Source organism: Ralstonia pickettii (genome assembly GCF_030582395.1).
Lineage (GTDB): Bacteria > Pseudomonadota > Gammaproteobacteria > Burkholderiales > Burkholderiaceae > Ralstonia > Ralstonia pickettii_D.
On the sequence record NZ_CP104381.1, the window covers coordinates 734,254 to 754,136 of the forward strand.

At 63.9% G+C, this 19,883-nt stretch carries 22 protein-coding genes; 7 read left to right on the forward strand and 15 right to left on the reverse strand.

The window, feature by feature from the left end:
- Positions 1 to 101 precede the first annotated feature (101 nt).
- Both N5B55_RS03430 and N5B55_RS03435 read left to right on the forward strand, forming a co-directional pair.
- A complete protein-coding gene (locus tag N5B55_RS03430; RefSeq protein ID WP_178959728.1) occupies positions 102 to 1,274 on the forward strand; it encodes an acyl-CoA dehydrogenase family protein in 1,173 nt (390 codons plus the stop codon).
- An 89-nt stretch (positions 1,275 to 1,363) separates the two neighbouring features.
- Positions 1,364 to 2,266 (forward strand): TauD/TfdA dioxygenase family protein, encoded by a 903-nt coding sequence (locus tag N5B55_RS03435; RefSeq protein ID WP_304539155.1) that lies wholly within the window; start codon positions 1,364 to 1,366, stop codon positions 2,264 to 2,266.
- 11 nt (positions 2,267 to 2,277) lie between these two features.
- Here N5B55_RS03435 and N5B55_RS03440 read toward each other — a convergent pair whose 3' ends face one another.
- The 3 genes from N5B55_RS03440 to N5B55_RS03450 are packed head-to-tail and all read right to left on the reverse strand — an operon-like array spanning position 2,278 to position 4,221.
- Positions 2,278 to 2,739: an NUDIX domain-containing protein gene (locus tag N5B55_RS03440; RefSeq protein WP_304539156.1), complete on the reverse strand. Its 462-nt coding sequence runs from the start codon at positions 2,737 to 2,739 to the stop codon at positions 2,278 to 2,280.
- Position 2,740: 1 nt separating this feature from the next.
- Positions 2,741 to 3,550 (reverse strand): ABC transporter permease, encoded by an 810-nt coding sequence (locus N5B55_RS03445; protein ID WP_178959731.1) that lies wholly within the window; start codon positions 3,548 to 3,550, stop codon positions 2,741 to 2,743.
- The gene (locus N5B55_RS03450; RefSeq protein ID WP_304539157.1) at positions 3,547 to 4,221 is read right to left on the reverse strand and encodes an ABC transporter ATP-binding protein; all 675 of its coding nucleotides are present in this window, start codon (positions 4,219 to 4,221) and stop codon (positions 3,547 to 3,549) included. Before N5B55_RS03450 ends, N5B55_RS03445 begins: the two co-directional genes overlap by 4 nt.
- Positions 4,222 to 4,531: 310 nt before the next feature.
- Here N5B55_RS03450 and N5B55_RS03455 point away from each other — a divergent pair, with 310 nt between their 5' ends.
- A complete protein-coding gene (locus N5B55_RS03455; RefSeq protein WP_304539158.1) occupies positions 4,532 to 4,897 on the forward strand; it encodes a hypothetical protein in 366 nt (121 codons plus the stop codon).
- 74 nt (positions 4,898 to 4,971) lie between these two features.
- On the opposite strand, the gene N5B55_RS03460 is transcribed toward N5B55_RS03455, so the two are convergent.
- The 3 genes from N5B55_RS03460 to N5B55_RS03470 form a co-directional block, all read right to left on the reverse strand.
- Positions 4,972 to 5,511, reverse strand: a complete 540-nt coding sequence (locus N5B55_RS03460) for a DUF3318 domain-containing protein (RefSeq protein ID WP_304539159.1) — start codon at positions 5,509 to 5,511, stop codon at positions 4,972 to 4,974.
- Positions 5,508 to 5,885 (reverse strand): phage holin family protein, encoded by a 378-nt coding sequence (locus N5B55_RS03465; RefSeq protein WP_065857134.1) that lies wholly within the window; start codon positions 5,883 to 5,885, stop codon positions 5,508 to 5,510. Before N5B55_RS03465 ends, N5B55_RS03460 begins: the two co-directional genes overlap by 4 nt.
- A 140-nt stretch (positions 5,886 to 6,025) precedes the next feature.
- Positions 6,026 to 6,352: a DUF883 family protein gene (locus N5B55_RS03470; protein ID WP_009238780.1), complete on the reverse strand. Its 327-nt coding sequence runs from the start codon at positions 6,350 to 6,352 to the stop codon at positions 6,026 to 6,028.
- A 280-nt stretch (positions 6,353 to 6,632) separates the two neighbouring features.
- Here N5B55_RS03470 and N5B55_RS03475 point away from each other — a divergent pair, with 280 nt between their 5' ends.
- Positions 6,633 to 7,271, forward strand: coding sequence for a peroxiredoxin (locus N5B55_RS03475; RefSeq protein ID WP_304539160.1), 639 nt, complete (start codon positions 6,633 to 6,635; stop codon positions 7,269 to 7,271).
- Positions 7,272 to 7,402: 131 nt separating this feature from the next.
- Here the strand turns inward: N5B55_RS03475 and N5B55_RS03480 are convergent, their stop codons facing one another.
- Positions 7,403 to 8,785, reverse strand: coding sequence for an NCS2 family permease (locus tag N5B55_RS03480; protein WP_304539161.1), 1,383 nt, complete (start codon positions 8,783 to 8,785; stop codon positions 7,403 to 7,405).
- 409 nt (positions 8,786 to 9,194) lie between these two features.
- The gene (locus N5B55_RS03485; RefSeq protein WP_178959736.1) at positions 9,195 to 10,388 is read right to left on the reverse strand and encodes an acyl-CoA dehydrogenase; all 1,194 of its coding nucleotides are present in this window, start codon (positions 10,386 to 10,388) and stop codon (positions 9,195 to 9,197) included.
- 103 nt (positions 10,389 to 10,491) lie between these two features.
- On the opposite strand from N5B55_RS03485, the gene N5B55_RS03490 reads away from it, so the two are divergent.
- Positions 10,492 to 11,319, forward strand: a complete 828-nt coding sequence (locus tag N5B55_RS03490; protein WP_154208292.1) for an IclR family transcriptional regulator — start codon at positions 10,492 to 10,494, stop codon at positions 11,317 to 11,319.
- Between the two features lie 285 nt (positions 11,320 to 11,604).
- Here the strand turns inward: N5B55_RS03490 and kynA are convergent, their stop codons facing one another.
- Genes kynA through kynB form a run of 3 tightly spaced genes read right to left on the reverse strand, consistent with a single transcriptional unit; the run spans position 11,605 to position 14,410 of the window.
- Positions 11,605 to 12,441, reverse strand: a complete 837-nt coding sequence (kynA, locus tag N5B55_RS03495) for a tryptophan 2,3-dioxygenase (protein WP_369812425.1) — start codon at positions 12,439 to 12,441, stop codon at positions 11,605 to 11,607.
- Between the two features lie 40 nt (positions 12,442 to 12,481).
- A complete protein-coding gene (gene kynU, locus N5B55_RS03500) occupies positions 12,482 to 13,735 on the reverse strand; it encodes a kynureninase (RefSeq protein ID WP_304539162.1) in 1,254 nt (417 codons plus the stop codon).
- Between the two features lie 45 nt (positions 13,736 to 13,780).
- Positions 13,781 to 14,410 (reverse strand): arylformamidase, encoded by a 630-nt coding sequence (gene kynB / locus N5B55_RS03505; RefSeq protein ID WP_065857143.1) that lies wholly within the window; start codon positions 14,408 to 14,410, stop codon positions 13,781 to 13,783.
- A gap of 148 nt (positions 14,411 to 14,558) precedes the next feature.
- Here kynB and N5B55_RS03510 point away from each other — a divergent pair, with 148 nt between their 5' ends.
- Positions 14,559 to 15,083, forward strand: a complete 525-nt coding sequence (locus N5B55_RS03510) for an Lrp/AsnC family transcriptional regulator (RefSeq protein ID WP_065857144.1) — start codon at positions 14,559 to 14,561, stop codon at positions 15,081 to 15,083.
- Between the two features lie 117 nt (positions 15,084 to 15,200).
- Here N5B55_RS03510 and N5B55_RS03515 read toward each other — a convergent pair whose 3' ends face one another.
- Positions 15,201 to 15,779, reverse strand: a complete 579-nt coding sequence (locus N5B55_RS03515) for a flavin reductase family protein (protein WP_027677934.1) — start codon at positions 15,777 to 15,779, stop codon at positions 15,201 to 15,203.
- 180 nt (positions 15,780 to 15,959) lie between these two features.
- On the opposite strand from N5B55_RS03515, the gene msrA reads away from it, so the two are divergent.
- Complete coding sequence (gene msrA, locus N5B55_RS03520) at positions 15,960 to 16,520, forward strand: peptide-methionine (S)-S-oxide reductase MsrA (protein ID WP_304539163.1); 561 nt, start codon at positions 15,960 to 15,962, stop codon at positions 16,518 to 16,520.
- Positions 16,521 to 16,545: 25 nt separating this feature from the next.
- Here the strand turns inward: msrA and N5B55_RS03525 are convergent, their stop codons facing one another.
- The 3 genes from N5B55_RS03525 to pdxH all read right to left on the reverse strand — a co-directional run bounded on the left by N5B55_RS03525 (position 16,546) and on the right by pdxH (position 19,693).
- Positions 16,546 to 17,631 (reverse strand): DUF72 domain-containing protein, encoded by a 1,086-nt coding sequence (locus N5B55_RS03525; RefSeq protein WP_304539164.1) that lies wholly within the window; start codon positions 17,629 to 17,631, stop codon positions 16,546 to 16,548.
- Positions 17,632 to 17,635: 4 nt separating this feature from the next.
- Complete coding sequence (locus N5B55_RS03530; protein WP_154208284.1) at positions 17,636 to 18,856, reverse strand: SAM-dependent methyltransferase; 1,221 nt, start codon at positions 18,854 to 18,856, stop codon at positions 17,636 to 17,638.
- 198 nt (positions 18,857 to 19,054) lie between these two features.
- On the reverse strand, positions 19,055 to 19,693 hold the full coding sequence (gene pdxH / locus N5B55_RS03535; protein WP_009238769.1) for a pyridoxamine 5'-phosphate oxidase: 639 nt from the start codon (positions 19,691 to 19,693) through the stop codon (positions 19,055 to 19,057).
- Between the last annotated feature and the right edge of the window lie 190 nt (positions 19,694 to 19,883).

The following is a 19,883-nucleotide window of genomic DNA, read 5'->3' on the forward strand; positions in this document are numbered from 1 at the left end:
TCGCGCGCTGGATATGCGTATGCGGATTGCTTCCTTCAAGGCGGTAGGCGCCGTCCGTATAGTGCCTGCACCGGATGGCGTCTCCGACGCAAGGCAAACGCATGAAGCTCGACGATCTGCATCAACTTCCAGACCTGACGCAACTGCTGGCTGAGCTGGCAGCGACTGCTGCGCAGCGTGACCAGCACGGCGGCCATGCCGCGCACGAGAAAGCGGCGATTGCACGCGCCGGATTGCTGCCCCTGGTGATTCCCACGCAATACGGCGGAGCCGGCGTCAGTTGGGCCGATGCCTTTGCCACGGTGCGCGCTATTGCCGCAGTCGACAGCTCGCTTGGGCATTTGATTGCTTTCCAATATCTGCAAACCGCGACCGTCTATCTGTACGGCTCCGACGCGCAACGCGAACGCTTCCTGCGTCCGACCGCTGAGCTGGGGTGGTGGTGGGGCAACGCTGTCAATCCGCTCGATCATCGACTGCGTGCGCAGCGCTCGGGCAGCGGTTGGCTGCTCGATGGCGAAAAGGGTTTCTGTTCCGGCACGCTCGGCTCCGACGTGATGGTCGTGTCTGCCCACGATGCGGCCAGCGGCAACCCCGTTGTCGCAGTGGTGCCGACCGCGCGCTACGGCATCACGGTGAGGGATGACTGGCATCCGATCGGGCAGCGCCAGACCGACAGCGCGTCTGTGCAATTCCGGCACGTGCAGGTCAGCGAAGACGAAGTGCTGGTCCGCCCCGAGGCCGTCCTCACGCCATATCAAACGTTGCGTTCCTGTATCGCGCAGAACGTATTGGTCAATCTCTACACCGGCATTGCCGCAGGCGCGCTGGACGAGGCACGCAAGCACACGCTGCAATCGTCGCGGCCATGGATCACCTCGGGTGTGGAGCGCGCGGCGGACGATCCTTACCAAATTCACCGCTTTGGCGAGATGCGCGTGCAATTGCTGGCTGCAGAAGCGCTGGCCGATCGCGCCATCCAACGGTTGGACCGCGCTTGGCGTAAAGGCGCCGCGCTCGGCGCCGACGAGCGGGCCGAGGTCTCGCTTGCCACGGCCGAAGCCAAGGTGTTGGCACATCGTGCCGCGTTGTTCGTCGCCCAGGAATTGTTTGAGGCGACGGGCGCACGTTCGACCAAGGCCGCGCTGGCGCTGGACCGTTTCTGGCGCAACGCGCGCACACATACGCTGCACGACCCGCTTGACTACAAGTTGCGCGCCATCGGCCGCTACGCGCTGGAAGGCATCCTGCCTGACGCCACCATCTACGGCTGAACGCCTATCGATCTGCGCATTCCTTCGTTGGCACACGACCGCGGCGGGCAGTGTAATGTGAAATTCGTCTATTGCCGCGCGCTTACATCATGTCCGACGCCGTTGTTGCCACGGATGCCCCCGCCGTTCACACCGCCCGATTCCACATTCGCCGTCTGCCCGACGCGCCGCTTGGCGCAGAGGTTCTGGGCCTGGGCGATGCAGCCGATTTGTCTGACGCCGACATCGCCGCGATCCGCCAAGCCTGGCTCGCGCATGACGGTCTGCTCGTGTTCCGTGACGTCGAATTCACGCCGCAGGCGCAAGTGGCCTTCAGCCGGCGCTTCGGTCCGCAGCAGGTTCATGTGTTGAACCAGTTCCATCTGAGCGGACATCCGGAAATCCTCGTCGTCTCCAACGTGGTCGAAAACGGTAAGCCAATCGGGCTGGGCGATGCGGGGCGCGACTGGCATTCCGATCTCTCATACAAGCCGTTGCCGAGCCTCGGCTCGATGCTGCTCACGCGCGAGCTGCCGGAAGAGGGCGGCGATACGCTGTTCGCCAACATGGTGCGCGCCTATGAAACGCTGCCGGCCAATCTCAAGCGCATCATCGAAGGACGGCGCGCGGTGCATTCGTATGTGTACCGCTATGAGCGATTGCGCGCGCTGTCGACCTGGCGTCCGCCGCTTACGCAAGCGCAGCGCGACGCCGTTCCGCCGGTCGATCACCCCGTTGTGCGCACGCATCCGGAAACCGGCAAACGTGCGCTCTTCGTCAACGAAGGCTTCACCTCGCACATCATCGGCTTGCCGGAAGACGAGAGCACCAGCGTGCTGGAGCAGCTCTTCGCCCACAGCGTCCGCGCCGACAACGTCTACACGCACCAGTGGCGCCCTGGTGACATGCTGTTCTGGGACAACCGCTCCACCATCCACTTTGCGCCCGGCTGCCCGGACAAGTATCGGCGCACGCTGCATCGCACGACCATCGAAGGCGACGTGCCGGTTTAAGCGCCGTTCGTCTACAGCCCGGCCTCGGCGAGGCGGGCATCAATACTCGCCAGCGTCAACGTCTGTGCAAACAATCGCGTGAGCGATTGGCTCGCATACGTCGGCACCTCCTCCGCCGTGGCCCAGCGGTACGCGTCCATCTCGGGGATGAGGCGGCCGGTGTGATAGCTGTGGAACATCGACGTGCAGGTCAGCCTCTCGAGTGCGACGTCGGCGCGGCGCAGGCGCGCGGCAAACAGATGCAGCTCCTTGTCGCGGCGATAGGGAAACCGGCCGAGTTCGATCAGGGCGTGGCTGTCGAGCACAAGGCCGGTCTCTTCGCGCGTCTCGCGCAGGGCGGTGTCGCGATGGTCCTCGCCAGGCTCCGGTGCACCTTTGGGGATGTCCCAGTGGCGCGTCTCTGTGGCGTGCGCGAGGAGCACATCGCCATCTTCGTTGAGCAGCACCAGGCCGCAGGACAGGGCGATCGGCACGCTATTTCGCTCCGCCGCGTTGCGTGATGCGCGCACTCAGCAATTGGTGGGCGCGGCTGAACAGCCTGCGATACGCCAGCAGCACCGCCGCGACCGTCCCCAACCCTGAAGAGGCCGCCAGCAGGAACATGATGACGATCTGGTAGCGCACGGCCTCCAGTGGAGACTGCCCGGCCAGCACCTGGCCTGTCATCATGCCGGGCAGACTCACCACCCCGACCACGGTCATCTGGTTGATGATCGGTGTCATGCCGGCGCGTACGGCTGTGCGTGCTGCGTTGCGCGCCGCTTCCCAGCGCGTGCCGCCGAGTGCAAGAACCGTCTCCACTTGGTCGCGCGTGGCAGTCAGCTCGCCGGTCATGCGCTCGAGCGCCAGGCCTACGCCGGTGAGCGTGTTGCCAAGAATCATACCCATGATCGGGATGGCGTATTGCGGCTCATACCACGGGCGCGCATGCAGCACGGCCACCAGCCCGATCGCGCCGATCAGCCATGTGCTGCCGAAAACCGACAACGTGCCGTCCAACCGCAAGCCCGCGTAACTGCGCGCGCCGCGGCTGCCGGTTGCGTGCCCCGCAATCAGCGTCATGACAGCCACGATGCCCAGCACTACCGCCCAATGCGCGTGGGCGAAGACCCATTCGAGGACGAAACCTACCGCCAGCAATTGCACGACGGTGCGCACGGCCGCCCACGCCAGGCGTCGCTCGAGCCCGAGGCCCAGCCCAATCGACAACGCGCCATTCACGAGAATCAGCGCGGCCGCAATGCCGACCTGCCAGGCGGAAAGCGACAAGTCCTGGCCATTCATCGTGCGGGCTCCGTGTTGAGCTGCCCCGCCGCCATGCGCCAATGCTGACGGCCGACGCGCTCCGCTTGCGCCGGATCGTGCGTCACCCAGATCCATGCATGCCGTTCGGGCGCCTGGGCAAACCAATGCTGCAACAGCGATTCAACTGCGTGAGCAGAGGCGGGGTCGAGCGCCGCCGTAGGCTCGTCGAGCAGCAGCACGGTCGGGTGGGTCTGCAGCGTGCGGACCAGCGCGGCGATCTGCGCTTCGCCCCCGGAAAGATCGCTGGCATTTTTTTCAAGAAAGCTGGCGTCGCGCTCCGCGCCGGCGAGCAGAGCGATGGCGGCGTCACGGTCGAATGCCGCGCTGTGGCGCCGTGCACGCAGCTGATACGGCATCAGAAGGTTGTCTTCCACCGTGCCGGGCAGCAGCGCCGGGCGTTGGCGCACGTATGCGACGTGACAGCGATACGCCGGCACGGCGCTTACGTGGATCGCTTCGCCTTGCCACGTCACTTGGCCGCCATCGAGCGGATCAAGAAGCGCCAGCGCGCGCAGCAGCACGCTCTTCCCCCCGCCAGATGGCCCGGTCAGGGCAATGCGGTCGCCGGCCCGCACAACAAGCGTGGCGGGTTGCAGCAGCGTGGCACCGGAGCGTGCATCGCGGCGTTCAAGGGAGGTGGCGGCCAGCATGGAGGCGAGTGTGTTGCGGACGGTGCGGCATCAATGCGCCGAATTTATGCATTATGCATATGAACGGGTGGGGCGGTCCTCAGCCGTAATCCTGAATACTTCTGGGCCGACGCTGTGCGGCTGCGGCGTGGTGACGCCATCCACGTGCCCATGCGGAGTCGCCCTTAGCCCAAACAGATCAGCGTCGATGCGTTGAGCAAAGGCTGATGTCGGACGAATCCGACATGCCATTCAGCGGCGGGCGGGTCGCCATTTGCGCAGACGCGGCATAGGATCGGAATATCACTAAAAAAGAGCGATGGAGGGCGCCATGGAGACCGAAAAAGTGCAAGTTGCCCACCCATGGTGGCAGCCGGGAGTCTTTGCATCGGCGCCGGCCATTTTTCTCTGGATCTGCGCGGAGTTGCCTCCCGATATGCTCAGCGCGATTTTTCATGCGGGTACGTCCCCCAAGTCGCTCAGTCACATTGGCGACACGCTGTTCGTGATCGGCTGGACGGCCAGCGGCGTGCTGATGTGGCATGGCCGCCGCGGCGTCGTGCGTGACGGTGGTGTGACAGAGCCGACCGTTGAACCCGACAACGGCCCCGCGCTTCAAGCGCACGGTCTGTCGGGTTTGCGCCAGAGTATGGCCCGGCGGTGGGAGCGCATGCGTCATCCCATTCCGCTGCACTGAAAGAGCGCTGATACTGCAGTGCGTAAACGACAAAGGCCGGACTTTTCCGGCCTTTTTTGTTACGTGGTTCGCCCTCAGGAAGTGCTCCCAGGAATGATCTCGTCCGCGTCGGCACCGGGTGTCCGCGTGGGCGCGATGGCGGTGTCCTGGCCTTGCGCCTCCCGCCATTTCCTGTAGGCCCACCAGGCCGCTCCGGCCACGACCCCCACCTTGCCCAGCTTGCGCGTGAGGCGCCCGATGACGGTGCGGCGCAACCCTGCATATGCGAGCGACAGCGCGGTGCCCACCAGCGGATATTCACGTGCAATACCCAACGTCCGCATCAGGCTGTTCGGACGGGCCAATGGTCGGATCAAGCTGGGCAGCAGTGCCCCGAAGCCGCCCAGGCTAAAGGTGCGGCTGGTGGCGCGATGCACATCGTTGCGCGCCTGGGCGTAGTCATAGCGCTCCAGCGCGGCGCGGGTCAGCAGCAATTCCTTGCGCACGCTCAGCGGCAGGCGCGTTTCGGCGCTGCGGCGTGACGGCCGCACGTGATGGCGCGCGCTCGATGCGGGTTCGTTCATGGAAGTGCCGGAGGTGCCGGGCGACGGCGCGTGTTCGGTCGGGTCAGTCATCGGCGCAGGATCTCCCGGTCTTTGTCCAGTTCAGCCAGTGTGGCCTCGAACAGTGGCGGTGCGTTGCGCAGCAGCGAGCGCACCTTCCAAAGGCATGCCACCGCGCCCAGCGCGTAAAGCGCGGCCATGACGGCCAGAGACTGCCAGCGATAGGTATCCCAGCAGAGGATGACCACCAGCGCCGTCAGCGTCATGATGGACAGTGCAATCAGGCTTACGGCCAGCATGCCCAGGAAGGCGGTGCCAAGCAGCCGTTCTTTTTCTTCAGCCAGTTCGACGCTCGCCAGTTCGAGCCGCGTCTGCAGCATCGAGACGACCGTGCCGGCCAGTTTCTTCAAGGAAGCGAACAGCTTTGGACTGGTGTCGTCGGTCATGGGGTGTGGAAAGGGTGCGAGGCGATCGGAGACACCCCAGACACAGCACGCGCCATGCCCGGGATCGAGCCGCCGAAATGCAACTGGCCGATGGCGCGTCCCACAAGGCGCGCGCCATCGGCCAGAAAGACTGCGGCAGGTTATTTGCGGTTGAGCAGCAGGCCGATCAGCAGGCCCACGCCAGCTGCCACGCCCACGGCTTGCCACGGGTGATCGTGAACATAATCATCGGTGGCGCGGGCGGCAGCCTTGCTCTTGTGGACGACCGCGTCTTGCAGGTCCTGCGCCTTTTCCTTGGCTTGGCGGAGCATGCCCATGCCGCGCTCGCGCAGCTCGGCGGCCTTTTCGCCGCTGCTGGACGCAGCTTGTTTGAGCAGGGTTTCAGCGTCGGACAGTACAGTCTTCACGTCGGTCATCAGTTTCTCCTTATTGACGGAATCGGCCAGGTTGGGGGAAGTGTTCGTCATGGTCGGGTCCTCGTTATCGGGGTGGTTCAATCGTCAATATGTCGGCGCGCTTATTCGCTAGCATATGTGTGGGCGTTGCGAAACTTCAAGCGCCCGCATTGCGCATGCTGCGATGGATCAAGACCGCAGTCATTGTCCGGCAATGTGCGCATGCCTTCCACCTTGTTGTCAGCAAATGCCGGGCCTAATGACGAAAAGTGATGTTGTTGTGAATTTATAGTCGTTTTGGTTGGATGGCAATCTGGCTATAGTGGTTCCCAACCTGTGTATGGAGGACACGATGTCTCTACGTTTGGGCGATATCGCCCCTGATTTCGAGCAGGATTCAAGCGAAGGCCGCATCAAGTTTCATGAGTGGCTGGGCAACAGCTGGGGCGTGCTTTTCTCGCACCCGGCCGACTACACGCCCGTTTGCACCACCGAACTGGGCCTGACCGCCAAGCTGAAGGACGAATTTGCCAAGCGCAATGTCAAGGCGATTGCGCTGTCGGTCGATTCGGTCAAGTCCCACAAGGGCTGGATCAACGATATCAACGAGACGCAGAACACCAGCGTCAACTTCCCGATCATTGCCGATCCCGATCGCAAGGTTTCGCAGCTGTACGACATGATTCATCCGAATGCGAGCGAGACGTTCACCGTGCGTTCGTTGTTCGTGATCGATCCGAACAAGAAGATTCGCCTGACGATTACGTATCCGGCATCGACGGGGCGCAATTTCAATGAAGTGCTGCGTGTGATCGACTCGCTGCAGTTGACCGAGTACCACAGCGTGGCCACGCCGGGTAACTGGCAGGACGGCGATGACGTGGTCATCGTGCCGTCGCTGAAGGATGAGGAAGTCATCAAGCAGAAATTTCCGAAGGGCTACAAGGCGTTGCGCCCGTATCTGCGCCTGACGCCGCAGCCCAACAAGTGACCGTCTCCTTGGTAGTGTGATTGCCGCCCGGCCTTGTGCCGGGCGTTTTTTGTCGTGCCGTGCAAAACAAAACCGGCCAGCCCTTTCGGGTCTGGCCGGTTTGTCTTTTGTGAAGACGGTTCCGTGTGCGATCAGATCGCCCATCCGCCTACGTAGAACGCGACCAGCGCAGCCGCGATCGCCACGGTGCCGATGTTCAGCTTGCGCCATTCGCCGGCTACCAGGCGGCCGATGACCAGCGTGCTGAAGCCCAGCATGATGCCGGTGACGATATTGCAGGTCAGCACGATGAACACGGCGCAGACCAGCCCGGACAGCGCGTCGACCATGTCGTCCATGTGCAGCTTGCTCACGCTGGAGAGCATCAGCAAGCCGACATACATCAGCGCCGGGGCCGTTGCGTACGACGGCACCAGACCTGCGAGCGGCGAGAAGAACATCACGGCCAGGAACATCACGCCGACCACGACAGCCGTCAGGCCCGTCTTACCGCCGGCTGCCACGCCAACCGTCGACTCGATGTAGGCGGCCGCGGGAGCCCCGCCAAAGAACGCCGAGAAGATCGAGCTGATCGAATCGGCCGTGAGCGCGCGACCACCGTTGATGATGTGGCCCTTGTCGTTGAGCAGCCCGGCCTGGCCGGCGACGGCGCGGATCGTGCCGGTGGCGTCGAACACGGCGGTCATCACCAGCGCCAGCACGCTCGGCAGAACGGCGGCCGTGAGTGCGCCGCGAATATCCATTGTGCCGATCAGCGAGGCATGCCCTGCAGCGGCGAGGGAGGGCACGGCAAACACGCCGGTGAACTTCACGGCCGGGTCAAAGATCAGCCCCAGGACCGAGATGGCGATGATCACGATCAGAATGCCGCCCGGGACGCGACGGCGTTCCATGCCGAAGATCGCGGCCAGACCCAGCACCGACATCATCACCGGGAAGGCGGTCACGTGGCCCAGAGCAACGGGCAGGCCCGCACCGGCGTTCTTGACCACCAGGCCGACGTCGTTGGAGGCGATCAGCAGCAGGAACAGGCCAATGCCGATGCCCGTGCCGTGTGCCACGCCCGAAGGCAGGTTGCGCAGAATCCACGAGCGTACGCCCGTAGCCGAGATGGCGGTGAAGGCCACACCCATCAGGAACACGGCGCCGAGCGCGATTTCCGGCGTCAGCTTTTGCCCCAGCACCAGGCCAAAGGCCATGAACGCCGTCAGCGAAATTGCGCAGCCGATGGCGATGGGCAGCTTGGCCCAAAGGCCCATCAGCAGCGAACCGAAGGCGGTGGTGAGACACACCGCGACGAACACGGCGCTGGTGTCAAAGCCGGCCTTGCCCAGCATGCCGGGCACGACAAATACGGCGTAGACCATCGCCATGAAGGTGGTGATGCCAGCCACGACCTCGCGCTTTTGCGTGCTGCCGCGTGCAGAAATCTGGAAATAGCGATCAATGGCACGCGCATCGGCGATGCCAGCGGCGCCAAGTTCCGTCGACGACGGAATGGACTGTTCAGCCATGGTGGGTTTGTCTCCTGGCAGGACTCCGCGCCGGCCGATCTTGGTCGTCCGCGTAGGGTGCCCTGTTCTGGTTTTGATATCGGTACGGGTGCCTGCGTACGCGCGCCGGCATTCTCCAGACCGTTGTCTCGCGATTGGTTTTGTCGCGTGGCGCTGCACTCTGCGTGTGGATTGCGCGCTCGTTCTATCGGTGTGAGGGCGTGCGGCCCAACAATCCGCCGACACTTGGACCGAAGCATAGACGCGCGCTACCGCCGATTCATGCGGCGTAGCGTATCCCGGTCATTTGCAAATTGGTATATCGGGAGGGGCGGAGAACAACGGTGCCCAGGACGGGCGAGAGGTGCAGCCACGGGTGTGGCGAGTGGTGCACGAGTGTGCCCCAACTCGCCGGAAAAACAAAGCGCAATCAGAAGAACGCCTGAATGCCGGTTTGAGCGCGGCCGAGGATCAGCGCGTGGATATCGTGCGTGCCCTCGTAGGTATTCACGACTTCCAGATTCACCACGTGGCGGATCACGCCAAACTCGTCCGAGATGCCATTGCCGCCGAGCATGTCGCGCGCCACGCGGGCGATGTCGAGCGACTTGCCGCACGAGTTGCGCTTCATGATCGACGTGATTTCCACCGCGGCGGTGCCTTCGTCTTTCATGCGGCCCAGGCGCAGGCAGCCTTGCAGGCCAAGTGTGATTTCGGTCTGCATGTCGGCCAGCTTCTTCTGCACGAGCTGGTTGGCGGCGAGCGGGCGGCCGAACTGCTTGCGATCGAGTACGTACTGGCGTGCGATGTGCCAGCAGGCTTCGGCTGCGCCCAGCGCGCCCCACGCGATGCCGTAGCGTGCCGAGTTCAGGCACGTGAACGGACCCTTTAGGCCGCGTACGCCCGGCATCAGGTTTTCTTCCGGCACGAACACTTCGTCCAGCACGATTTCACCGGTGATCGACGTACGCAGGCCGACCTTGCCGTGGATGGCGGGCGCCGTCAGTCCCTTCCAGCCTTTCTCCAGGATGAAGCCGCGGATTTCGTCCTCGCCGTTGTCGTTCGGCAGCTTGGCCCACACGACAAACACATCGGCGATGGGTGAGTTGGTGATCCACATCTTGGCGCCCGACAGCGAGTAGCCGCCGTCGACCTTCTTGGCGCGCGTGATCATCGAGGCCGGGTCGGAACCGTGGTTCGGTTCGGTCAGGCCGAAGCAGCCGATCCACTCGCCGGTGGCCAGCTTGGGCAGATACTTCTGCTTTTGCGCCTCGCTGCCGAATTCGTAGATCGGCACCATCACCAGCGACGACTGCACGCTCATCATCGAGCGATAGCCCGAATCGACGCGCTCCACTTCACGTGCGATCAGGCCGTAGCTGACGTAGTTCAGGCCGGGGCCGCCGTACTGCTCGGGAATCGTCGGGCCCAGCAGGCCCAGTTCGCCCATCTCGCGAAAGATCGATGCATCCGTCTTTTCATGCCGGAACGACTCCAGCACGCGCGGCATCAGCTTGTCCTGGCAATACGATGCGGCGGCGTCGCGCACCATGCGCTCGTCGTCGGTCAGTTGTTGGTCGAGCAGCAGGGGGTCGGCCCAATTGAAGGCGTTGCGAGCGGTCACAGCGGTCGTCTCCGAGTCGTTGTTGTTCCGATATACGGAACACAGTTTCGAAATTTAGGGCTATCATAGCGCAACCACCGACGATTTCCAGGGCTTTTTTGCCATGAGCACGACCCGTCTCCCCGATCCCGAATTCGACACGGCGCCCGCCGAGTCGAGCGACCCGAATTTCGTCACGGCACTCGCGCGCGGGCTGGAACTGCTGCGCGCATTCCGCCCTGGCGACACGTTGCTCGGCAACCAGGAATTCGTCCGGCGCACGGGTTTTCCCAAAGCCACCGTCAGCCGGCTGGCTGGCACGCTGGTGTCGCTCGGTTACCTGCGTTATGACGACGCGCTCGGCAAATACGGGCTCGACGCCGGTGTGCTCGCACTCGGGTTTGCCTATCTGGCCTCCAGCGATGTGATCCAGCTCGCGCGGCCACACATGAGCGCGTTTGCACAGCGCTTTGGCGTGTCGATCTCACTGGGCAAGCGTGATCGGCTGGACATGGTTTATCTGGAGACGATCCGCCACGACAGCCCGTCGATGAGCGGTTCATCTGGCTTGGGCGTGGGCTCGCGGCTGTCGCTGCTGTCGAGTTCGATGGGACGGGCGTATCTGGCTTCGTTGCCCGCCGCGCGGCGTGAGCGCTTGTACGAAGCATTGCGCACGCAGCAGCCGGCGCAGTGGGCGGCAGAAGGGGCCGCCGCAGATGACGCGGTGAAAGCCGGCATCCGCAATGGCTACGCCGTATCGCTGCGCGACTGGCATCCCGCTATCCACGCATGCGCAGTCGCGTTCTTCGCGCCAAGCCAGCGCGAGCCGTATGTCGTGAGTTGCAGCGCGCCGTACACGTCCGCCGATGCAGAGCGCATCCGCGACGAACTGGCCCCCGCGCTACGCGAGTTCGCGGCACGGCTCGGCCAAGTGGTTGAGCCCGCCGCGTAGGCCGCTCAGAGATCCCCGGAAACTGTTTTGCCGCCAGCGCTGGCGGCGAGAAGGGTTTGGCCGTTGATGCCCTAGATGGCGCCTTGAATTTCTGTTGCAGAGAGGAAAAAGGAAGGGAAACTGTCTGAGCGAAGCGAGTTTTTCCCTTCCCCTCTCTGCGACATAAATTCAAGGGGTGAGTCGCCATCTCGGGCGCGCCTTTCTTTGCTTACTTTCTTTGGCAAGACAAAGAAAGTGAGTCAGCCCCGGCAGGGGATGAAACCAGAGATCGACCAATAGCAAAAGTCACAAGTCAGTCCGTAACTTCCAAAGCTCCGGAAACAACACCACATCCAGCATCTTCCGCAGGTAGCCGACACCTTCGGTGCCGCCCGTGCCACGCTTGAAACCAATCACGCGCTCCACCGTGGTCACATGCCGGAAGCGCCATTGTCGGAACGCGTCTTCCAGATCAACAAACTTCTCGGCCAGTTCGTACAGCTCCCAGTGGTGCGTCGGGTCGCGATAGACCTCGAGCCACGCCGCTTCCACCGAGGCGTTGTAGGTGACCGGCCGTGACCAGTCACGCTCGATGCAATCCGCATCGAATGCAAAGCCGTGACGCGCCATGTAACGCACCGCCTCGTCATACAACGACGGCGTTTCCAGTGCAGTCTTGACCTGTTGGTAATGCTCCGTGCGATGCGCATGTGGCTTGAGCATCGCCGCGTTCTTGTTACCGAGAATGAATTCGATCTCGCGGTACTGATACGACTGGAAGCCCGACGATTGCCCCAGGTGCGGACGCATGGCGGAGTATTCCGGCGGCGTCATCGTGGCGAGCACGTTCCACGCCTGCACCAGCTGATCCATGATGCGCGACACGCGCGCCAGCATCTTGAACGCAGGCGGCAGGTTGTCATTGCGCACGCAATCCCGCGCGGCGCGCAGCTCGTGCAACATCAGCTTCATCCACAGCTCGGTGGTCTGATGCTGGACGATGAAGAGCATCTCGTTGTGATCCGGCGAGCGCGGGTGTTGTGCGTTCAATATCTGGTCGAGCGCGAGGTAGTCGCCATAGCTCATCGATTTTGAAAAATCGAGCTGCGCGTCGTGCCAGCCTTCGCCCTGGGGGGCATGCATGGGGCAGCCCGATGCTGCGGGTTGGTTCGGGTTCGACATCTCAGGTCACCAGCGTACGTTCGTTGAATTGGGCCGATTGCCACGCGCCGGTTTCCAGCACATCGCGCAACACCTCCACGGCATCCCACACATCGGCAAAGCTCGTGTACAGCGGCGTGAAACCGAAGCGCATGATGCGCGGCTCGCGGTAGTCGCCGATCACGCCGCGCGCGATCAGTGCCTGGACCACGGCATAGCCGTTGGGGTGTTCGTAGCTGACATGGCTGCCGCGGATGGCGTGGTCGCGCGGCGTTATGAGCGTGAGGGGAAAGCCTGCGCAGCGCGTTTCCACCAGCGTGATGAAGAGGTCGGTGAGCGCCAGCGACTTGGCGCGCAGGGCGGCCATCGACGTCTGCGCGAAGATGTTGAGCCCGCATTCCACCATCGCCATCGACGTGATCGGCTGCGTGCCGCACAGGAAGCGGCCGATGCCGGCATCGGCGTCGTAGCGCGACTCCATCGCGAACGGCCGCGCATGGCCCCACCAGCCGGACAGCGGCTGCCAGAAGCGTTCGCGCAGCGCGGGCGCCACCCACACGAAGGCCGGCGAGCCAGGGCCGCCATTCAGGTATTTGTAGGTGCAGCCGATGGCGTAATCCGCGCCGCCAGCGTGCAGGTCGACGGGCACGGCGCCGGCCGAATGCGCCAGATCCCAGATGGCCAGCGCGCCGTGCTTGTGCGCCAGCGCCGAGACGGCCGCCATGTCGTACATGTGCCCGCTCTTGTAGTTCACGTGCGTGAGCATGGTGACGGCGACGTCGTCGCCCAGCGCACCTTCCAGTTCTTCCGGCGAGTCGATCAGGCGAAGTTTGTAGCCGTCGCGCAGCAGGTCGGCCAGGCCTTCAGCGATGTAGAGGTCGGTCGGAAAGTTATGCGTTTCCGACACGATGATCTTGCGGGCGGGCGCGTCTTCGCGCTGCACGCGAATCGCGGCGGCCAGCACCTTGAAGAGATTGATCGATGTGGTGTCGGTGACGACGACTTCGTCTTCGCGTGCACCAATCAGCGGGGCAATCTTGTTGCCCAGGCGGCGCGGTAACTCGAACCAGCCGGCCTGGTTCCAGCTGCGGATCAGGCCATCGCCCCATTCGTTGGCGACGACTTCCTGCGCGCGGGCGAGCGCGGCTTTCGGGCGGGCGCCCAGCGAGTTGCCGTCGAGATAAATCACGCCGTCGGGCAGCGCAAAGGCGTCGCGCAGCGCGGCGATCGGATCGGCCGCGTCGCGTTCGACGCAGGAGTTGCGGGTGATGGTCATGTGAATGCCGGGTAAAAAGGGGTGGGTGTTCTGTCGTTGTGTCGATCAGGGGAGGCTGCGCAGCACGGCGCGCACCGGGCTCGCATCGAGCGTGGCGAACTTGAGGGGCAGGGCGATCAGTTCGTAATCGCCGGCGGGCACGTCGTCGAGCACGAGCCCTTCGAGGATGGCAAGGCCGTGTTTGCCCACTGCGTGGTGCGCGTCCATGGTCTTGGAGGTCTGCGGGTCGAGCGAGGCGGTGTCGACGCCGATGAGCTTGACGCCGTGCGCGGCCAGCAATGCAATCGTCTCGGGCGCAACGGCCGCAAAGTCGTCGTCCCACGCGGTTTGCGGCATCTCTGCGTACGTGCGCAGCAGCACGCGCGGCGGTACGTCAGTCAATGCATCGCGCACGTGTTCAGGTTCGACGCGCGCTACACCTACGCAGTGGATAACGCGGCATGGGCCCAAGTAGGCGTCCAGCGGCACCTGGCCGATGGCAGCGCCGTCGGCGCGGTAGTGGAGCGGCGCATCGGCATGCGCACCCGTATGCGGCGAGAGCGTGATGCGCCCGACGTTGACTGGGCAGTCACCTTCGAGCTTCCACGCAATTTCCTGCGAAAACGGCGTGTCGCCGGGCCAAGTGGGCGTAGCAGGCGAGAGGGCGGGGCTGATGTCCCACAAAGTGCGTTCCAAGGCGGCTCCAGGGCGGAAAATTCGTTGAATCCGTGCCGAAATGATAGGGAAATCCGCGCGCAATGGGTTTGCATAATCGTGCGCGTCATCGCGTGAGATTCGCATAAAATGCAAAGCAATCAAGCGATGACGCAAGGAAGCACGAAAGATGCAACTCGATACCACCGATCTGCGCATTCTGCAGGTGTTGCAGGAAGACGGCCGCATCAGCAACCAGGATTTGGCGGAGCGCGTCGCGCTGTCGCCCTCGGCCTGTCTGCGGCGTGTGCGGATGCTGGAAGAGGGCGGCGCCATCACCGGTTATCGGGCGCAACTGGGCCGCGCCGCGCTCGGGTTGGAACTGGAAGCGATCGTGCAGGTGTCGATGCGCCAAGACGTGACGGGCTGGCACGAGACGTTCATGGCCGCCGTGCAGAGTTGGCCCGAGATCGTGGCCGCTTACATCATCACCGGGGATTGCAACTACATCCTGCGCGTGCAGGCGCCCAATCTGCAGCACTACTCGGAATTCATCATCGAGCGGCTGTACAAGACGCCCGGCGTGATGGATATCCGCTCGAATATCGTCTTGCGCACCATCAAGGACCGCGAGGGCGGTCTCGCGCTGCTGATGGACGCGCGTGGCGTGCGCCCGCTGGAAGGCGGGGCGACGGGCAAGCGCGGGAAGGGCTAACTAGCGCTCCGCCTGCTGGCGGCGATCAATCCCCGTGCAAGCATGCGCGGATAGTGGCCCATGTCTTGTCGACCGAAGCGGGCCATGGCCAGGACATTACCGCCGCATGACGGCGACTCAGTCGCCGAGGCGGGTGAGCGACGAAAACGCGCCGCGATGAAACACCAGCGGCGCACCCTCAGCGTCGACGACGCCGCAGCGCTCGACTTCGCCCACGAAGATGACGTGATCGCCCTCGTCGTATCGGCTGCGGTTATGGCACTCGAACCAGGCCAATGATTGCGCGAGGATCGGCAGGCCGGTCGGGCTGAGGCGGTAGTCGATGTTGGCGAAGCGGTCGCCCTTGAGCGTGGCGAAGCGCTTGCACAGGTCCAGCTGCTCCGCGGCCAGGATATTGATGACGTAGTGCGAGCCGGCGTGGAAGAGTGGGAATGAATTCGCCTGCATGCCCAGACTCCACAGCACCAGCGGCGGGTCGAGCGACACCGAATTGAACGAGCTGGCTGTCACCCCGACAAACGCCGGTGTTCCGGGCCGGCCTTCCGAGCGCGTGGTGACCACCGTCACGCCAGTGGCAAACTGGGACAGGGCATGCCGGAAATGCGCGGCATCGAAATCGGGCGGGGTGGCGCGGCCATGTGGGCGTCGATGTGACGACGCCTCGCGCGCGGAAGATTCCCGGTCGCGCGCATCCATGGGAATGGCTCCGTGTTGGTCCATGAAAACTACCGAAAGTAATGTGCAATTGTAACGGACGAGCGATAGGCCGCCCGGACGTAGGGCTTTGCGTGATGTCGCGTCCACATGATGGCGACTGTGTCAGGATTGGCGTCTTCGGCCGACCAATGGCAGCCCAATCAATGCAGGAGAATCCGAATGACTGAACAACGTGCCCTTGAAACCGCCGTCCTGGGCGGAGGCTGCTTCTGGTGCCTGGAAGCTGTGTTCCAGGAGGTGCAAGGGGTGCAGAGCGTGGTGTCCGGCTATGCCGGCGGCCAGGTCGATCATCCGAGCTACCGTGCCGTTTGCAGCGGCAATACCGGCCATGCTGAAGTGGTGGCCGTGAAGTTCGACCCCGCCGTGATCCCGTATCGCGAGATTCTCGACATCTTCTTCGCCATCCACGACCCCACCACGGTGGATCGCCAGGGCAACGATGTCGGCCCGCAATACCGTTCGGCCATCTTCGCGCAAACGCCCGAGCAATTGGCGACGGCGCGCACGGCCATCGCCGAGCTGGGCGCCAGCGACATCTTTGAAGCGCCCATCGTGACGGAGCTAGTGGATGCCGCTGACGGCAAGGTCACCTTCTGGCGCGCAGAGGACGAGCACCAGAACTACTTCCGCGACCACCCGGCCCAGGGCTACTGCGCGTTCGTCATCTCGCCCAAGGTGGCGAAGTTCCGCAAGCAGTTCGCGCACCGCTTGCAGGGCTAGGCGTCGGCTGGAGCCGGCGTCGAGGCTACGCTGCGTCTGCCGGCAGGCGCGCGGCGATGGCCTCGGCCAGCTTGATGCACGACAGCGGGGACGATCCTTCCGCCTTGTTGCTGACCAGGATCGTCACCTTGCGCCCGGCCGCCAGCGCGGCGACGGCCATGTCGGCCAGCGTCTCGCGCGAGAACGGGTCTTCATCGACGAGCTTGTTGAACGGTTTGTACGCTGCTTCGGCTTGCGCGTAGCGATAGCGGCTGTTCAGGTTCCAGCGCACCACCAACGGGCCACCGCCACCTTCATCCAGCAGCGCAACGGCGGCCGCTTGCCGGTCCACTGCCGGCATCCGCTCATGCAGGCCGACGCAATAACGTACCCCCGCCGCGCGCAGCATTTTGATGAAGCGCGGCGTGAGCAGCGTGGCGTCGCGCAACTCCACCGCGTAGACAGCGTCGGGATTGAGTTGCGGATCGAGTGGAGGCAACGCGGCCAGGAATGCTTCAAGCCGTTCCACAAAACCGGTGGCATCTTCAGCCAGCGCGCCCAGCGGCGAAAGCTGAAACACGAGCGGACCGCATCGCTTCCCGAGCCCGCGGGTGGCCGGCTCGACAAAATCGCGGATCGCAAATTCAGCATTCAGGAAGGCAGGATTGGCCATGCGGCCGCGCCCGTCCGATTCGCGAATCCAAGCGTCGCATACGGCAGAGGTTGCCTTGACCGCGAAGCGGAAATCTTCCGGCACGCTGGCCGCATAGGCGACGTAGTCCGCCAGTGGGATCGGCGAATAGAACCCGCGATCGATGCTGACCGTGCGCAGCAGCGGGTGCTGGGCATACGCCGTCAGGCCCTTGCGGGCAAGCATGGACTCGGAATACTCGCCCCCATACACGAGCCCGTCCCACCCCGGATACGACCACGATGACGTGCCGATGCGCAGGCCGCGCGGCAAGCGTTGCGCGAGTTCCGCCACTTCGGGTGCGAACAGCGCCGGCAGTACGCCTTGGCGGGCGGGGGAACGTTTGGGTTTCGGAGCGGACTTGCTTGCTTCGGCGGCCGCGCCGTCGGTGGGGGCGGGCGGCGCGCCGAACAGATCGTCGATGGGGAAACTGGCGGTCAAATGGTTACGCGTAGATATAGCGGCGCGACCACGGGATCGTCGACGCCGACTTGCCGGACTTCTGCAACACGGTCTGGAAGATCGAGATCTCGTCGGCGTCGAAGGCGTGCGCGCAGCCGGCCAGGTAGACGCGCCAGATGCGGTATTTCTTTTCGCCCACCATCGCGCGGATGGTTTCGCCGTTGGTCTCGAAGCGCTCGGCCCAGTGTTCGAGCGTGCGCGCATAGTGGCGGCGCAGGCTTTCAACGTCAAGCGCTTCCAGGCCGCCATCCTGCGCGGCGCTCAGTGCCAGCGAAATGTGCGGCAGCTCCCCTTGCGGAAAGACGTAGCGATCGATGAAGTCGCCGCCGCCCATCGAGCTTTCGCCGCCGGCCGAGTCCGACGAAGTGATGCCGTGGTTCATGGCAATGCCGTCGTCGGCCAGCAGGTCGTGCATGCGGCGGAAATACCCTGGCAGGTTCTTGCGGCCTACGTGCTCGAACATGCCGACGCTGGTGATGCGGTCAAACTGGCCCGTGAGATCGCGGTAGTCCTGGATGCGAATCTCGATCTGGTCTTGCAGGCCCGCAGCACGGACGCGTTCGGTGGCGAGGTCGTACTGGTTTTGCGACAGCGTCACGCCCAGGCAGCGCGCACCGTACTTCTGGGCTGCACGCAGCACCAGCGCGCCCCAGCCGCAGCCGATATCGAGCAGCGTCTGTCCGGGCTGCAGGCGGATCTTGGTGAGGATGTGGTCGATCTTCTTGAGCTGCGCCTCGTCGAGCGTTTCATCGCCGTTTTCGAAGTAGGCACACGAGTAGACCATGTTCTGGTCCAGCCACAGTTTGTAGAAGTCGTTGGAAACGTCGTAGTGGTACTGGATCGACTCCTTGTCGCCTTCCTTGGTATGGGCAAAGTGGCGCACCACGCGGGCCAGCGCATTGCCGCTGCTGACTGCCGCCGCAGAAGCCAGGCTGTAACCCACGTTGATGATGTCGGCGAGCTTGCCGTCCAGGTCGATCTTCTCTTGGACGTAAGCTTCGCCGAGGTTGTTGAGGGTAGGGGAAAGCAGCAGCGGCAGGGCGCTCGCTTCGCGCACGGTGAGCGTGACGCGGGGCTGATCGAAGCGGCCCAGTTCGTATTGGTCACCGTTCCATAACCGCAGGCGGACAGGAAGGTCGGCAGACTCGCGGATGTCGTGGATCCACTGTTCGAGTTTGCGGTCAATCGCCTGTTGGAAAAACATGTCGACGCCTCCCTGATGTGCAGGTGTTCGGGTCGGCCATCGGATTGCGGCCCGAACGCATCACATTAGCTTACGACAAACTTTCCCATTGTGCTGTGCGGGTCTTGCGGGCGGGTGCCGGGCCAAGCCCGTTGCAGCAAGCGCCGTGCCGGTATGACGCAATGCGCAATAGCCTGTTGCGGCGCCGTCCGCTCCGGACTACGGGGCAAGGCGGACGATTGTCCAGCTGCCGTCGGCGTGCTTGCGGTACTCCAGCCGATCGTGCAGCCGCGACGGGCGGCCTTGCCAGAACTCCAGCCGCTCGGGCAGCAGGCGGTAGCCGCCCCAGTGCGGCGGACGCGGCGGGGCGTCGCCAAAGCGCTGGCGGTATTCGGCTTCTCGAGCTTCGAGCGTGGCCCGGTCGGGCACTTCGCTGCTTTGTTCCGAGGCCCACGCGCCCAGGCGCGAGCCGAGCGGGCGCGAGTGGTAGTAGGCGTCGCTTTCGGCGTCGCTCACCTTCTCGACGATGCCCTGGATGCGCACTTGCCGCTCCAGCCCGATCCAGTGGAACAGCAGCGCTGCGCGCGGATTGGCGGCCAGTTCTTCGCCCTTGTGGCTGGCGTAGTTCGTGAAGAAGGTGAAGCCGCGTTCGTCCAGGTTCTTGAGCAGAACGATGCGGGCCGAGGGCTGGCCATGCGGGTCGACGGTGGCGAGCGTCATGGCGTTGACTTCAGCGATCTCGGCCTTCAGGGCTTCGTCGAACCAGCGGCGGAACTGGCGCAGGGGGTTGGCGTCCACGTCGGCGATGTCGAGCGAAGCGCGGGCGTAATCGGTACGGATATCGGCAATGGAGGTCATGAGCGTGGCGAATGCGGCATGCGAACGGGCCGAGTATAGACAAACACCGCCTGCCGTTATTTGCTTGCGCGCAAAAGGGCTGGCACGGTTTGCGCTTGCGGCGGAAGGCTGGCGGTCCGTTTTGCGCCGCCTATATTGGCTAGTCAAGGGCATCAGGCTGCGGCGCTCGCCGCGTCTGCCACAAAAATTT